Annotated in this window: 15 protein-coding genes; 8 read left to right on the forward strand and 7 right to left on the reverse strand. The window is 73.6% G+C overall.

Annotated features, from left to right (window positions below):
* Positions 1 to 93 precede the first annotated feature (93 nt).
* A complete protein-coding gene (locus ACF08W_RS11390; protein WP_392279124.1) occupies positions 94 to 858 on the reverse strand; it encodes an isocitrate lyase/phosphoenolpyruvate mutase family protein in 765 nt (254 codons plus the stop codon).
* A gap of 32 nt (positions 859 to 890) precedes the next feature.
* A complete protein-coding gene (locus ACF08W_RS11395; RefSeq protein ID WP_352273547.1) occupies positions 891 to 1,409 on the reverse strand; it encodes a carboxymuconolactone decarboxylase family protein in 519 nt (172 codons plus the stop codon).
* Positions 1,410 to 1,456: 47 nt separating this feature from the next.
* On the opposite strand from ACF08W_RS11395, the gene ACF08W_RS11400 reads away from it, so the two are divergent.
* The 3 genes from ACF08W_RS11400 (at position 1,457) to ACF08W_RS11410 (ending at position 4,460) form a co-directional block, all read left to right on the forward strand.
* Positions 1,457 to 2,887 (forward strand): PLP-dependent aminotransferase family protein, encoded by a 1,431-nt coding sequence (locus ACF08W_RS11400; RefSeq protein ID WP_392279125.1) that lies wholly within the window; start codon positions 1,457 to 1,459, stop codon positions 2,885 to 2,887.
* 110 nt (positions 2,888 to 2,997) lie between these two features.
* A complete protein-coding gene (locus ACF08W_RS11405; protein WP_352273545.1) occupies positions 2,998 to 3,273 on the forward strand; it encodes a hypothetical protein in 276 nt (91 codons plus the stop codon).
* A 5-nt stretch (positions 3,274 to 3,278) separates the two neighbouring features.
* A complete protein-coding gene (locus tag ACF08W_RS11410; RefSeq protein ID WP_385208459.1) occupies positions 3,279 to 4,460 on the forward strand; it encodes a glutathionylspermidine synthase family protein in 1,182 nt (393 codons plus the stop codon).
* A 20-nt stretch (positions 4,461 to 4,480) separates the two neighbouring features.
* On the opposite strand, the gene ACF08W_RS11415 is transcribed toward ACF08W_RS11410, so the two are convergent.
* Complete coding sequence (locus ACF08W_RS11415; RefSeq protein WP_392279126.1) at positions 4,481 to 5,239, reverse strand: SMI1/KNR4 family protein; 759 nt, start codon at positions 5,237 to 5,239, stop codon at positions 4,481 to 4,483.
* Between the two features lie 74 nt (positions 5,240 to 5,313).
* Positions 5,314 to 6,519: an ornithine--oxo-acid transaminase gene (gene rocD, locus ACF08W_RS11420; RefSeq protein ID WP_392279127.1), complete on the reverse strand. Its 1,206-nt coding sequence runs from the start codon at positions 6,517 to 6,519 to the stop codon at positions 5,314 to 5,316.
* A gap of 186 nt (positions 6,520 to 6,705) precedes the next feature.
* Here rocD and trpS point away from each other — a divergent pair, with 186 nt between their 5' ends.
* Both trpS and ACF08W_RS11430 read left to right on the forward strand, forming a co-directional pair.
* On the forward strand, positions 6,706 to 7,719 hold the full coding sequence (gene trpS, locus ACF08W_RS11425) for a tryptophan--tRNA ligase (RefSeq protein ID WP_352273541.1): 1,014 nt from the start codon (positions 6,706 to 6,708) through the stop codon (positions 7,717 to 7,719).
* A gap of 115 nt (positions 7,720 to 7,834) precedes the next feature.
* Complete coding sequence (locus ACF08W_RS11430) at positions 7,835 to 8,425, forward strand: 2'-5' RNA ligase family protein (protein ID WP_352273540.1); 591 nt, start codon at positions 7,835 to 7,837, stop codon at positions 8,423 to 8,425.
* A gap of 34 nt (positions 8,426 to 8,459) precedes the next feature.
* Here the strand turns inward: ACF08W_RS11430 and ACF08W_RS11435 are convergent, their stop codons facing one another.
* Entirely contained in the window at positions 8,460 to 9,284 is an 825-nt protein-coding gene (locus tag ACF08W_RS11435) for a decaprenylphospho-beta-D-erythro-pentofuranosid-2-ulose 2-reductase (protein WP_385208470.1), read from the reverse strand.
* A gap of 100 nt (positions 9,285 to 9,384) precedes the next feature.
* Complete coding sequence (locus tag ACF08W_RS11440) at positions 9,385 to 10,746, reverse strand: FAD-binding protein (protein WP_392279128.1); 1,362 nt, start codon at positions 10,744 to 10,746, stop codon at positions 9,385 to 9,387.
* A gap of 157 nt (positions 10,747 to 10,903) precedes the next feature.
* On the opposite strand from ACF08W_RS11440, the gene ACF08W_RS11445 reads away from it, so the two are divergent.
* Positions 10,904 to 11,929: a YihY/virulence factor BrkB family protein gene (locus ACF08W_RS11445; RefSeq protein WP_392279129.1), complete on the forward strand. Its 1,026-nt coding sequence runs from the start codon at positions 10,904 to 10,906 to the stop codon at positions 11,927 to 11,929.
* On the opposite strand, the gene ACF08W_RS11450 is transcribed toward ACF08W_RS11445, so the two are convergent.
* The gene (locus tag ACF08W_RS11450) at positions 11,877 to 13,142 is read right to left on the reverse strand and encodes a D-alanyl-D-alanine carboxypeptidase family protein (protein WP_385208479.1); all 1,266 of its coding nucleotides are present in this window, start codon (positions 13,140 to 13,142) and stop codon (positions 11,877 to 11,879) included. The genes ACF08W_RS11445 and ACF08W_RS11450 overlap by 53 nt on opposite strands.
* A 121-nt stretch (positions 13,143 to 13,263) precedes the next feature.
* Between ACF08W_RS11450 and ACF08W_RS11455 the strand changes: the two genes are divergently transcribed.
* Positions 13,264 to 13,509, forward strand: coding sequence for an SCO4848 family membrane protein (locus ACF08W_RS11455; RefSeq protein WP_385208481.1), 246 nt, complete (start codon positions 13,264 to 13,266; stop codon positions 13,507 to 13,509).
* A 60-nt stretch (positions 13,510 to 13,569) separates the two neighbouring features.
* Positions 13,570 to 14,886: a metallophosphoesterase gene (locus ACF08W_RS11460; protein WP_392279130.1), complete on the forward strand. Its 1,317-nt coding sequence runs from the start codon at positions 13,570 to 13,572 to the stop codon at positions 14,884 to 14,886.
* Positions 14,887 to 14,917 lie beyond the last annotated feature (31 nt).

Genomic DNA, 14,917 nt, shown 5'->3' on the forward strand with positions numbered 1-14,917 from the left:
TCTTTTTACGGGTGCCCCAGGAGTCCCGGGACGGGGTGCGCCCCGCCGCCGGTACGGAGCGACGCCGCGCACCCGGCCCCGCGCGGACGGCCGCTACCCGTGCCGCAGCTCGTCCGCGAACCCGCGTACCGCCGCCATGGCCCGCCGCTGGAACCAGGGCCCGAAGGTGATCCGGGTGGCGCCCAGCCCGCCGAGGCGGCGCGGGGCGGGACCGTCCGGCCGGGCGAGCGCGTTGAGCGGTCCCGGGACGGCGGCGGCCAGCCGGGGCAGCGCCTCGGGCGGGGCCATGATCGGGTACACGCACTCCGCGCCCGCCGCCACGTACAGCAGCGCCCGGCGCACCGTCTCCGCCTCCCTCCCCGGATCCGTTCCCGGGGAACCGGGCGAGCCGGGCGAGCCGGGCGAGCCGTGGACGTACGTGTCGACGCGGGCGTTGACGAAGAGGGCGTCGCCCGCCGCCTCCCGGACCGCCGCGAGCCGGTCCGCCTGCCGCTCGGCCTCGACGAGCACGCCGTCGACCGAGTCCTCCAGGTTGCAGCCCGCGGCCCCGCTCTCCAGCAGCCGCTCCACCAGCTCCTCCGGCGGCAGCCCGTACCCCGCCTCCACGTCCGCCGAGACCGGCACGGAGGCCGGGACGGCCCGGACGATCCGGGCCACGGCGGCGAACATCTCGGCGGCGGGCGCCGCCCCGTCCGCGTACCCCAGCGCGTCCGAGACGCCCGCGCTGGGCGTCGCCAGGGCCGGGAAGCCCGCCTCGACGAAGGCGCGGGCGCTCGCCGCGTCCCACGGGCCGGGCAGGACGAGCGGGTCGTCCGGGGTGCGGTCGTGGTGCAGGGCGCGCAGGGCGGCGGCGGTCACGCGGGGCTCCTTCGGGCGGGGCGGGCGGTGGATCAGTGGTTGAGGTCGCCCGGCGTGTAGTGGCCGGGGACCATGCGGGTGGTCACCGCGAAGCGGTTCCACACGTTGATCGAGACGATCGCGGCGATCAGGAAGGAGAGCTCGGCCTCGTCGAAGTGCTCGGCGGCCCGGTCCCACACCTCGTCCGGGACGAAACCGTCGGTCAGCACGGTCACCGCCTCGGTCAGCTCGATCGCCGCGATCTCCTTGGGCGTGTAGAAGTGCTTCGACTCCTCCCAGGCGCTGAGCTGGATGATCCGCTCGATGGACTCACCGGCCGCGAGCGCGTCCTTGGTGTGCATGTCGAGGCAGAACGCGCAGTGGTTCAGCTGGGAGGCGCGGATCTTCACCAGCTCGCCGATGACCGGGTCGAGTCCCTTGCGGGCCGCCCCGTCCAGCCGGACCGCCGCCCGGTAGACCTCGGGGGCGTGCTGGGCCCAGGACTGCTTCAGACGGGGGGTGTGCTCGGGGTTGCGTCCGGTGGCGGGTGCGGTGTTCTCGTTCGTCGTCATGACTACGACACTAAGGGCGTGGTGGCACATGGGTATGGTCCATTCCCATGACGGAATCCTGGGCCACTTTCGGCGCCGACCTGCATCTCGACACTACCGGCTCGACCGGGCTGCGGGCCGGACTCATGCATGCCCTGCGGGAGGCGGTACGGACCGGCCGGCTGGCCCCCGGCACCCGACTGCCGTCCTCCCGGAGCCTCGCCGCCGACCTGGGAATGGCCCGCAACACCGTCGCCGACGCCTACGCCGAACTGGTCGCCGAGGGCTGGCTCACCGCCCGCCAGGGCTCCGGCACCCGGGTGGCGGCGCGGTCCGAGCCGCGCCGCTCGGCCACCCGGGTGGTCCGGGCCCGCCCGGTCGGCGCCCGGCCCGTCCACAACCTGCGGAGCGGATCACCCGACCTGGCGACGTTCCCCCGGACCGAGTGGCTCAAGGCGGCCCGGCGCGCCCTGGCCGCCGCACCCCACGATGCCTTCGGCTACGGCGATCCGCGCGGCCGCATCGAACTGCGCACGGTGCTCGCCGACTACCTGGCCCGCGCCCGGGGCGTCCACGCCGACCCGGAACGCATCATGATCTGCGCCGGATTCGCGCAGGCCCTGAGGCTGATGGGGGACGTGCTGCGCAAGCGGCGGGTGCGGGACGTGGCCGTCGAGTCGTACGGCCTGTTCCTCCACCGCGACCTGCTCCGGGACTCCGGGCTGCGGCTGCCCTGCCTGCCGGTCGACGGGTTCGGGGCGAGGACCGGCGAGCTGGCCGGGATGCGGGGCGTGGGCGCGGTCCTGATGACGCCCGCGCACCAGTTCCCCACCGGGGTCCCGCTGCACCCCGACCGCCGGGCCGCCGCGGTCGACTGGGCGCGCGCCACGGGCGGGCTGATCCTGGAGGACGACTACGACGGCGAGTTCAGGTACGACCGCCAGCCCGTCGGCGCCCTTCAGGGACTCGATCCCGAGAGCGTGGTGCACCTGGGAACGACGAGCAAATCACTCGCCCCCGGGCTGCGGCTGGGGTGGCTGGTGATGCCGGAGCGGCTGGTGGGGGAGGTGTGCGAGGCCAAGGGGGTGAGCGACTGGTCGTCCAGCGCCCTGGACCAGCTCACGCTCGCGGAGTTCATCGCGTCGGGCGCGTACGACCGCCATGTGCGCGCGATGCGGCTGCGCTACCGGCGCCGTCGCGACCAGCTCGTGGCGGCGCTGGCCGAACGCGCCCCGCACGCCCGGGTCAGCGGTATCGCCGCCGGGCTGCACGCCGTGATCGAACTGCCCCCGGGCGCCGAACCGGCGGCGCTCCGGGCGGCCGCGTGGCAGGGCCTGGCGCTGGAGGGGCTCAGCCGCTTCCGCCACCCGGACGCGGAGCCCGAAGGGGACGCGCTGGTCATCGGCTACGGAACCCCCACCGACAGCGCCTGGGCCGGCGCACTGGACGCGCTCTGCCGCGTACTGCCCCCGGATCCGGAGGCCGCGACGGAGAGGTAGACGCGGAGCGAGACGGCCCGAAAGACCCGGGGTACCGCCCGTCCCTCGCGGGCCTTTAATCTGACGAGCAGCCATATTGGCTCGATTCGTACGGCGGGGGAGACGGAAAGATGGCCAAGCGCAGGCTGAGGTCGAGCACCGTGGTGCTCGGAGGCATGGGGGTGCTCGCCGCGATGGTGACCTCCTGCGGCTCCGAACCGGACAAGCGCTGCGTCGACCGGCTGACCCAGGACAGACTGCCCAGCTACGAGTGCAAGAACAGCGGCGGCAAGGGCTCGTACTACTACGGCGGCAGCAGCAGGAACGGCAAGGTCGAGGGCGGCAGCTTCGACAAGTCCGCCGTCGAGCGCGGCGGCTTCGGCTGCTCCGGCAGCGGAGGCGGCTGACCGCCATGGAACGCCGCACCACGCAGCCCCGCCCCGACTGGCAGCGGACGGTGGAGGAGCAGGGGGTCGTCTTCCCGCTCACCCGCTACCCGGACGGCTCGCTCCGGCCGTACTGGGACGAGAGCGCCTACTACGTCTTCCCGCCGGCCGAGGTCGAGGCCCTGGAGGAGGTCGTCGAGGAGCTCCACGCCATGTGCCTGGCCGCCGCCGGCCACATCGTCGCGGAGGACCGGTTCGCCGAACTCGGCATCACCGACCGCCGCCTGGCCGACCTGGTCGCCCGCTCCTGGCACTGCCGGGACCGACTGCCGTCGCTGTACGGCAGGTTCGACCTCTGCTACGACGGCGGCGGCCCGGCGAAGATGCTGGAGTACAACGCGGACACCCCCACCTCCCTGGTGGAGGCGGCGAGCGCCCAGTGGTTCTGGATGGAGGACCGCTTCCCGGGCGCCGACCAGTGGAACTCGCTCCACGAACGGCTCGTCGCGGCCTGGCGGCGACAGGCGCCCCTGCTGCCGCCCGGCCCGGTCCACTTCGTGCACACCGAGGGCGACGAGTCGGGCGAGGACCTGATGACCGTCGCCTATCTCCGGGAGACCGCCGAGCAGGCCGGCCTCGACACGGAGGCGCTCGCCATCGAGGCGATCGGCTGGGACCGGCTGAGCGGGCGGTTCGTCGACGAGCGGCTCCGCTTCGTCCGCAGCTGCTTCAAGCTGTACCCGTGGGAGTGGCTGGCGACCGACCGGTTCGGCCCCCGGGTGCTGGACACCCTCGACAACGGCGGCGGCACCGGCACCACCTGCTGGATCGAGCCCGCCTGGAAGATGCTGCTGTCCAACAAGGCGCTGCTGGCGATCCTCTGGGAGCTCTACCCCGGCCACCCGAACCTGCTGCCCTCCTACCTGGACGGCCCCCGCGAGCTGGCCGGAGCGGGCGGGTACGCGGCCAAGCCGCTGCTCGGCCGCGAGGGCGCCGGGGTCACGCTCCACGAGCCGGGCGCGCCCGCCGTGCTCCGGGACGAGCCGTGCTGCTACCAGCAACTCGCGCCGCTGCCCGACTTCGACGGCAACCGAGTCGTGCTCGGCGCCTGGGTCGTGGAGGACGAGGCGGCCGGTCTCGGTATCCGTGAATCGGCCGGCCCGGTCACCGACGCGTACGCCCGCTTCCTGCCGCACGTCATCCTCTGAGAGCGCCCCGGCCGGGCGGGTCAGCCGAGCGGCGCGCCCGCCCGGAGCCAGCCGGCCAGGTCGTCCGTCACCCGCTCGCCCGCCCCGGTGACGTCGCCGCTGATCGCGCCGAGGCCGAGCCGGTGCACGGAGGCCCGGTCGCGGCCGTGGTGGCGCATGAGCAGGCCGTCGCCCCCGCTGTCGTCCCCGACCAGCGTCCAGCCGGGCGCGTACCGGGCCACCTCGAAGGTCTCGTTGCGCTCGGGCAGGGAGTGCGGGCCGTAGAGGTGGACGCCGTTGTCGAGAAGGACGCCCGGCGTCGACCGCCACAGCCGGGCGACCGACGGGTTGGGCCCCTCCCGCAGCCCGCGCAGCAGCGCCGCCCGGACGGCCAGGAACCCGGCGAAGGACTCCGCGAACGGGTACTCCTCCCCGTCCATGCCGTCCCGCACGACCACCGGGTACTCGCCGGGCCCGGCCTCGCCCGTCCGGCCGAGGGCGAAGTGGTAGGCGTCACCGCCGTCCGGTTCGGCCGCGAAGCACAGCCGGTCGCCGTCCAGCCGCCAGGGAGCGGTGAGCGACTCGTGGGCGTCGGCGGGCCCGATCGAAGCGATCTCCGCGCGCCCGGCCCGCCCGTGCCCGTACGCGGACAGCCACCAGCGGTACGACGGCGGCAGCGGGCCGACCCGCGCCTCCGCCGCCCCGATCAGCTCCTCGGACGGCGGGGCGGGGACGGCGCGGCGGCCGAAGCCGGGCGAGGCGTCGACCAGCTCCCGCAGCAGTGTCGGATCAGGTCTCACGGGCCGGAGTCTGCCAGCCGGCCGCGCCCGCGCGACAGGGCGGGACCGGTCCGGGACCGGCCCCGCGCGGCCGCTCAGCCGCGCAGCACCGCGCGCAGCTGCTCCAGCCCCCAGTCCAGGTCCTCCTTGCTGATCATCAGGGGCGGGGCGATCCGGATCGTCGAGCCGTGGGTGTCCTTGACCAGCACCCCGCGCTCCATCAGCCGCTCCGAGATCTCCCGGCCGGTGCCCAGGTCGGGGGCGATGTCGACGCCGGCCCACAGCCCCCGGCCGCGCACCTCCGTCACCGTGCCGCCGCTCACCAGCAGCCCCAGCTCCCGGTGCAGGTGCTCGCCCAGCTCGGCGGCCCGCTCCTGGTACTCGCCGGTGTCCAGCATCGCGATGACCTCCAGCGCGACCGCGCAGGCCAGCGGGTTGCCGCCGAAGGTCGAGCCGTGCTCGCCCGGCCGGAACACGCCGAGCACCTCCCGGGAGGAGACCACCGCCGACACCGGGACCACCCCGCCGCCCAGCGCCTTGCCGAGCACGTACATGTCCGGCACGACGCCCTCGTGCTCACAGGCGAAGGTCTTCCCGGTCCGGCCCAGCCCGGACTGGATCTCGTCGGCGACGAACAGCACGTTCCGCTCGCGGGTGAGCTCGCGCACCCCCGCGAGGTAGCCCGGTGGCGGCACCAGCACCCCGGCCTCGCCCTGGATCGGCTCCATGAGCACCGCCACGGTGTTCTCCGTCATCGCCCCGCGCAGCGCCGTGAGGTCCCCGTACGGCACGATCTCGAACCCCGGCGTGTAGGGGCCGAAGTCCTCCCGGGCCTCCGGGTCGGTGGAGAAGCTGATGACGGTCGTCGTCCGGCCGTGGAAGTTGTTGGCGGCGACGATGATCTTCGCCATGCCGTCCGGGACGCCCTTCACCCGGTAGCCCCACTTGCGGGCCGTCTTCACGGCGGTCTCCACGGCCTCCGCGCCGGTGTTCATCGGCAGCACCGCCTCCATGCCGCACAGCTCGGCCAGGCGGGTGCAGAAGTCGGCGAACCGGTCGTGGTGGAAGGCGCGGGAGGTGAGCGTCACCCGGTCCAGCTGGGCCTTGGCCGCGTCGATCAGGCGCCGGTTGCCGTGGCCGAAGTTGAGCGCCGAGTATCCGGCCAGCATGTCCAGGTAGCGGCGGCCCTCGACATCGGTCATCCAGGCCCCGTCCGCCGACGCGACGACGACGGGCAGCGGATGGTAGTTGTGCGCGCTGTGCGCCTCGGCGGAGGCGATGGCGGTTTCCGTGCTCGACACGGGGTCTCCGTTCGTCGTGGGGCGGGGCGGATGGTGCGGGGCGGGGTGGTGCCCACTTTGTATCGTCGGTCGGATCCGGGGCCGGGAAACCTGCGGACACCGGCGCGCCAGGCGGGCCGGGAACCAGCGGACACCGGCGTGCCGGGCCGGTCGGGGGCTGCCGCCCGCACCTGAGACAATGGGCCCATGGCCTCTGAACGCCCCCGCGTGCTCTCCGGAATCCAGCCCACCGCAGGCTCTTTCCACCTCGGCAACTACCTCGGCGCGGTCCGCCAGTGGGTGGCGCTGCAGGAAACCCACGACGCCTTCTACATGGTCGTCGACCTGCACGCGATCACCGTCCCGCAGGACCCCGCGGAGCTGCGGGCCAACACCCGGCTCGCCGTCGCCCAGCTCCTCGCCGCCGGTCTCGACCCGGAGCGCTGCACCCTCTTCGTCCAGAGCCACGTCCCCGAGCACGCCCAGCTCGGCTGGGTCATGAACTGCCTGACCGGCTTCGGCGAGGCGTCGCGGATGACGCAGTTCAAGGACAAGTCCGGCAAGCAGGGCGCCGACCGCACCACGGTCGGCCTCTTCACGTACCCGATGCTGATGGTGGCCGACATCCTGCTGTACCAGGCCGACCAGGTCCCGGTCGGTGAGGACCAGCGCCAGCACCTGGAGCTGACCCGGGACCTCGCCGAGCGGTTCAACGGCAGCTACGGCTCCACGTTCACCGTGCCGGACCCGTACATCCTGAAGGAGACGGCGAAGATCTACGACCTCCAGGACCCGTCGTCGAAGATGAGCAAGTCGGCGCCGACCCCGAAGGGTCTGATCAACCTTCTGGACGAGCCGAAGGCCACCGCCAAGAAGGTGAAGAGCGCCGTCACCGACACCGACACGGTGATCCGCTTCGACCGTGCGGAGAAGCCCGGCGTCAGCAATCTGCTGACCATCCTCTCGACACTCACCGGGACCGGAATCGCGGATCTGGAGCAGAACTACGAGGGCAAGGGCTACGGTGCGCTCAAGACCGACCTCGCCGAGGCCGTGGTCGAGTTCGTCACACCCTTCCGGACCCGTACGCAGGAATATCTGGACGACCCGGAGACGCTGGACTCGATCCTGGCCAAGGGAGCCGAGAAGGCCCGTGCCGTCGCGGCCGAGACCCTGGCCCTGACGTACGACCGGATGGGGCTCCTGCCCGCGAAGCACTGAGGCGGAGGAGAGTCCAACGACCCTGGCGGTTTCCCGGCCCCAGGCGTCACACTGGCGACGGAAGTCGGCGGTGGCCGAAAACAGGCCATCGTGCAGCGAGCATGAGGAGGACGATGTGGGGACCGTAACGCTCGGCGTTTCGATCGCGGTCCCGGAGCCCTACGGCAGCCTGCTCCAGGAGCGGCGCGCGAGCTTCGGGGATCCTGCCGCGTACGGCATTCCCACCCACGTCACCCTTCTCCCACCCACCGAGGCACAGGCGGCCGACCTGCCCGCGATCGAGGCGCACCTCGCCCGGATCGCGACGGCCGGCCGCCCGTTCCCGATGCGGCTCTCCGGTACGGGGACCTTCCGCCCCCTCTCGCCGGTGGTCTTCGTGCAGGTCGTCGAGGGCGGCTCGGCCTGCTCCTGGCTGCAGAAGCGGGTCCGGGACGCCTCCGGGCCGCTGGTGCGCGAGCTCCAGTTCCCGTACCACCCGCACGTGACCGTGGCGCACGACATCGCCGAGGCGGCGATGGACCGGGCGTACGCGGAGCTCGCCGACTACGAGGCGAGCTGGACCTGCGGCTCCTTCGCCCTGTACGAGCAGGGCGAGGACAGCGTCTGGCGGAAGATCAACGACTTCCCGTTCACCGCCGGCGGCGCGGGTACCGCGGTGCCCGCGCAGAGCGGCTGCGGCGCGGACGAGCCCTCGCTGCACGGCTGAAACCCCGCGGCCCGGGGGCGCGCCTCACGCGGCGCTACAGCGGCAGGCGCCGGAACAGCGGGCGCGGCACATGCCGCAGCGCCGACATCACCGCCCGGAGCGCGCCCGGTACCCACACCGTCTCCGAGCGCCGCCGCAGCCCCGTCACGATGGCCTCCGCCACCGCGTCCGGGGTCGTGGTGAGCGCCGAGGACTCCAGGGGCGCGGCGGCGAACCGGGCCGGGGCCGACAGCGGGGACCCCGCCGCCCGCACCGGTACGGGCACCGGCCCGGCGGCCGGTTCCGGGCGGAGCGCGCCGGGGCGTACGACCATCACATGCACCCCGGTCCCGTGCAGCGCGTCCCCCAGCCCCTGGGTGAACGCGTCCAGCCCCGCCTTGCTGGACCCGTAGATGAAGTCGGCGCGGCGGACCCGCTCGCCCGCCACCGAGGAGAGCACCACCAGCGAGCCGTGCCCCTGCGCCTGGAGCGCTCCGGCGCACACCAGCCCGGCGGAGACCGCCCCGGTGTAGTTCGTCTGCGCGACCCGCACCGCGGCGAGGGGTTCCTCCTCGTCACGCCCCTGGTCGCCCGCGATGCCGAAGGCGAGGAGCACCAGATCGATGTCGCCCCCGGCGAAGACCTCACCGAGCACGGCCTCGTGGGACGCGGAGTCGAGGGCGTCGAAGGCAACCGTGCGGACGTCCGCGCCGCGGGCCCGCAGATCGGCGGCGGCCGCGTCGAGCGCGGGGGAGGGGCGCCCGGCCAGATGGACCGTACGGGTCCGCAGGGCGACCAGCCGCCGGGCGGTGGCCAGGGCGATCTCCGAGGTGCCGCCGAGGACGAGCAGGGACTGCGGGGCTCCGAAGGCGTCCTTCACGGGAACACTCCTTGCAGGCAGAGGGGGAGGAGGGGGAGGCAGAGGGGGCAGGGGAGACGAAGAGACGGGGGCACGGGACGGACGGGGCGCGGCGAGGGGGTCAGAGCGACAGGCGGCGCGAGAGGTCGGAGCGGAAGGCGCCGCCCGGGTCCAGTTCGGACCGCAGCTCCCGGAACTCCGCCAGCCTCGGGTACATCGCCGCCAGCAGCTCCGGCCGCAGCCGGGAGTCCTTCGCCAGGCAGACCCGGCCGCCGGCCGCCGCCACCTCCGCGTCCAGCCCGTCCAGGAACCGGTCCAGGCCGGGCAGCGCGGCCGGCAGGTCGAACGCGAGCGTCCACCCCGGCACCGGGAACGACAGCCACCCCGGGCCGCCCGGGCCCAGCCGCTTGAGCACCGCGTGGGACGCCGGGCAGCGCCGCTGGGCGATCCGGCCCACGATCCGGCGCAGCGCCTCCTCCCGGCCGTGCCCGACCACGAACTGGTACCGCACCGATCCGGCGCGCCCGGGGCCCCCGCCCCACCGCCGCGGTCCGTCCTGAGGCTGGAAGAACGCGCCGAGCCGCTGGAGTTCACCGACCCGGTACCGGGGCGCGGCGCGGTACCGGACCTCGCTCAGCAGCCCTCCGCCGGCCCCTCCGGATCCGCCGCCGGGCAGCGCCCGGGGCACGAGCGCGGACCCGGCGGGCAGCGGTCCGGGCCGGAACGAGAGCGGCACCCGCCGGGCGTACGCGGGGAGCGCGTCGCGGGGGACGTGCTCCGCCCGGGTGAGGACGGCGCGCCCGGTCGCCCGGCCCCGGGCGTGGAGGTCGACCCAGGCGGAGGAGTAGCGGTAGCGGTGGTCCCCGGAGCAGAGCCGGGCCAGCAGGTCGTCCAGGTCGACGGCGCGTTCGGTGTCGACCGAGAGCCAGGGGCTGCCGACCCGGCGGCAGCGGAGCGTGGCCGAGAGGATCACCCCGGTCAGACCCAGCCCGCCGGTGGTCGCGTCGAAGAGGTCGGTGCCCGGCCGGACCGTACGGAGTTCGCCCCCGGCGGTCAGCAGCTCCAGCTCCTGGACGTGCCGGGCGAAGGAGCCGTCGAGGTGCTGGTCGAGCCCGTGGGCGTCGGAGCCGATCGCGCCGCCCACCGTCACCCGGCGGGAGGCCGGCGCGGCCGGGACGAACCAGCCGAGCGGCAGCAGCAGTTCGGCCAGCCGGTGCAGGCCGAGCCCGGCCTCGCAGACGACCACCCCGGACCGCGCGTCGATGGTGCGGACCCGGTCCAGCGCGGTCATGTCGAGGACGGAGCCGCCCGCGTTCTGCGCCGCGTCGCCGTGGGCCCGGCCGTGGCCCCGGGCGATGGAGCCGCGCGGCCCGCAGCCGCGGACCGTCGCCACCGCCTCCTCGTACGAACGCGGACGGAAACGCAGGGCGGTCGTCGGGGCGGTACGGCCCCAGCCGGTCAGGGACACGGTGTCGACGGACATGACGGTGACCGTATCGCCCGGGAAAACCCTTTTGAGGTATTTGTTACAACACTCGCCGGTATGGCGCAGCGAAGAAAGATCGGCCCGCACGGTGACCGGGGGCTGATTCCGTTCTCCGCGTTCGGTATTCCGTGTTCGGAAGGGTAGGCGTTACGGCATGGACTGGCTGAAAAACCTCCCCGTCATCGGGCCGATCGTCACCCGGCTGATGGCGACACACGTCTGGCGCTCCTTCGACCGGCTCCAGCAGGTCCACTGGACCAGGCTCGCCGCCGCGATCACCTTCATCAGCTTCCTGGCGATCTTCCCGCTGATCGCGGTCGGCGCGGCGATCGGTGCCGCGCTGCTCACCCCGGAGCAACTGCACCGGATCGAGGCCAGGCTCGTCGAGCAGGTGCCCGGCATCTCCGACCAGCTCGGCATCGAGAACCTGGTGGCCCACGCGGGCACGGTGGGGCTGGTGGCCGGTGCCGCGCTGCTCCTCACCGGGATCGGCTGGATCGGCTCGATGCGCGACTGTCTGCGCGCCGTCTGGGGCCTGGACGACGTGGACCTCGGCAATCCGGTGCTGCGCAAGCTCAAGGACGCGGGGCTGCTGCTGGGCCTGGGCGGGGCGGCGCTCGCCACCTTCGCGGTGTCGTCGGTCGGTTCGGTCGCCGTCGGCTGGGCGGCGGAGCTGCTGGGCATCTCGGACCGGGGCGCGGGCGGGGTGGTGCTGCGGGTGGCCGCGCTGCTGGTGGCGGCGCTCGCCGGATTCCTGCTGCTGCTCTACATGCTGACGCTGCTGCCCGGCGTCGAGCCGCCCCGGCGCAGGCTGCTGGTGGCCGGGGCGATCGGCGCGGTCTGTTTCGAACTGCTGAAGCTGCTGCTCGGCAGCTACATCAGGGGCGTGGCGGCGAAGAGCATGTACGGCGCCTTCGGGGTGCCGGTGGCGCTGCTGCTGTGGATCAACTTCTCGGCCCGGCTGCTGCTGTACTGCTCCGCCTGGACCGCGACACCGAGCCGCCGCGAGCTCGCCGGGAAGGGCGGGGACGAGGACGGCGACGGCGACGGCGGTGGCGGGAACGAGGGCGGTGGGAGCGGCGACGGCGACGGTGGCGGGGGCGCCCACCGGGCGGCGCCCCCGTCCGTCAGTCGTGGGAACGGCGGCGCATCAGGTCCGGCAGCGGCCAGCGCCGGTTGACCAGGAACGCCCCGCCGGCCAGCAGCACCAGGACGCCCCCGGCGATGCCGAGCGCGACCCCGACGCCGCCCCCGTCCTGTTCGGCCGCCACGGTCTTCGACCCGCTTTGCGCGGGACCGTTCTGGCCCGTGGCCTCGCCCTTGCTCTGCTCGCCGGTCGCGCCCTTGCCGGTCCCGGAGCCGGTGTCGGCGGACTTCGGGGCCACCAGTTCACCGACCGGGGTGACCTTGCCGCTCGCGCCGAAGCCCCAGTCGAGGAGGTCGGCGGCCTCCTCGTAGACGGCGTGCGGCTTGTCGGACGAGGGGTGCATGACGGTGACGAGCAGCACCTTGCCGTCGCGCTCGGCGACCCCGGTGAAGGTGTTCCCGGCCTGCGTCGTGTAGCCGTTCTTGACGCCGGCGATGCCCTTGTACGGGGTGACGCCGCCGGCGCCGGTGAGCAGCTTGTTGGTGTTCTGGATGGCGAAGGTCTCGCGCTTGCCGTTCTTCTTCATCTCGCCGGGGAACTGCGCCTCGGCGGTCGAGCAGTACTCCCGGAAGTCCGCCTTCTGCAGCCCGCTGCGGGCGAACAGCGTCAGGTCGTACGCGCTGGAGACCTGGCCGGGCGCGTCGTACCCGTCGGGCGAGACCACCTTCGTGTCCAGGGCCTGGAGCTCCTCGGCGTGCGTCTGCATGGCGTCCACGGTCTTGGGGACGCCGCCGTACATCGAGGACAGCACGTGCACCGCGTCGTTGCCCGAGCGCAGGAACACCCCGAGCCACAGGTCGTGGACCGTGTAGGTGAGCTTCTCCTTGATCCCGACGAGGCTGCTGCCCTCGCCCACCCCGGCCAGCTCCTCGTCCGTGACGGTGTGCTTCAGGGTCTTCGGCTGGAGCGAGGGCATCACGGTGTCCGCGAAGAGCATCTTCAGCGTGGAGGCGGGGGCCAGCCGCCAGTGCGCGTTGTGCGCGGCGAGCACCTCGCCGTTCTCCGCGTCCGCCACGATCCAGGACCTGCCCGTGAGCTCCTTCGGCAGCACCGGCGCGCCCGGCCCGAGCTCGACCTGCGTACCGGCCCGGCCCAGCAGCTCGCCACCGACCTGGGACATGCCCGAGGGCGGCTTCGGCTGGTCCTTGGAGGTGTCCTTGCCGGCCGCCGATGCCGGGGTCGCGGCGAAGGAGGTCAGCAGGGCGGCGGAAGCGACCATCAGGGCGGTCTTCTTGAGAACAGGCACGAGCGGAAACGTACAGGGTGAAGATATGAAAATGCGTCCGGATGGCTTGAACCGCCGGACGTTACGCCGGGACGGCCCACCCCGGCCACCCCGGCCGGAACGCCCCGGAGATACTGGGGCCATGAAGCTCAGCCGCCCCGTCTCCTGGTTCCTGCTCGCCTTCGGGGTGTGGAGCTGGTTCATCTGGATCACTTTCGTCAAGAACCTGTGGAAGGACGGCAGCGGACTCGCCTTCGACGACGCGGGTGACCCGACTGCGTACTTCTGGGTGCATCTGCTGCTCGCCATCACGTCCTTTCTTCTGGGGACGGCCATCGGCGTGATCGGGTTCCGAGGCGTCAAGGCGCTGCGCCGCGAAGGCGCGTAACGAGCCGTACCACCGACCGGCCGTACGTCGGAGGCGGCCGGCCGACCGACTGGAGGACACATGGCAGTGGCGGGTCTCGCGGTGATGGTGGTCGTGGTGCTCGCACTGCTCGCCGTGGTCCACCGCTACCTCTGGCGCCGGTTCGTCGGTGACACGACGGCGCAGGGGAGCGTCCCGCGCCGGATCGGCACGGTGGCGGCGTACGCGCTGCCCCTGCTGAGCGTCGGCGCGCTGGTCGCCGGGCGGGCGGGGGCGCCCTTCTGGCTCCAGCGGGTGCTGGCCTGGCCGGGCTATCTGTGGCTGGCGGCGGTGCTGTACCTGACGCTGGCGCTGCTGGTGGGCGAGGCGGTACGGCCGCTGCTCCGCCGGGCGCTCGCGGCCCGGGCGAAGAAGGAACGGACTGCCGAGCGGGCGGAACCGGCGGACCGCCGGGACCCTTCGGCGCCGGTCGCCGGGTCCACCGCTTCGCCGGACCGCCAGGAATCCGCGGCGCCGGCCGCGGGGCCCGCCACCCTCCTCGCCGAGCCCCCCGCCCCGCCCCGCCCCGAACTGCCCAGCAGGCGGCTCTTCGTCGCGCGGGCCGTCGGCGGGGCCGCCGCCGTCGCCGGGCTCGGCACGGTCGGGTACGGCACCTACGGGGTGCTGCGCGGGCCGCGCGTCAAGCGGATCACCGTCCCCCTCGCCAAGCTGCCGCGAGCCGCGCACGGCTTCCGGATCGCGGTCGTCAGCGACATCCACCTCGGCCCGATCCTCGGCCGCGCCCACACCCAGCGGATCGTCGACACCGTCAACCGGACCCAGCCGGACCTGATCGCCGTCGTCGGGGATCTCGTCGACGGCACCGTCGCCGACCTCGGAACGGCCGCGGAACCGCTCGCCGGGCTCCGCTCCCGGCACGGCGGCTTCTTCGTCACCGGGAACCACGAGTACTACTCCGGTGCCGCTCCCTGGGTCGACAAGGTGCGGGAACTGGGCCTGCACCCGCTGGAGAACGCCCGGGTCGAGATCGGCGGGTTCGACCTCGCCGGGGTCAACGACGTCGCCGGTGAGAGCGAGGGGCAGGGCCCCGACTTCGCCCGCGCCCTCGGCGACCGCGACCGCGCCCGCGCCGCCGTCCTCCTCGCCCACCAGCCCGTCGTCATCCATGACGCCGTCGCCCACGGGGTGGACCTCCAGCTCTCCGGACACACCCACGGCGGCCAGCTCTGGCCGGGCAACTACCTGGCAGATCTGGCCAATCCCACCAGCGCCGGACTCGACCGGTACGGCGACACCCAGCTCTACGTCACACGCGGCGCGGGCGCCTGGGGCCCGCCGGTCCGGGTCGGGGCGCCCTCCGACATCACCGTCGTGGAGCTCGCCTCGCTCCAGGCGTGACGCTTCGTGACCACATGGTTTCGGACTCCTT

The organism is Streptomyces sp. NPDC015144, assembly GCF_043079735.1.
Lineage (GTDB): Bacteria > Actinomycetota > Actinomycetes > Streptomycetales > Streptomycetaceae > Streptomyces.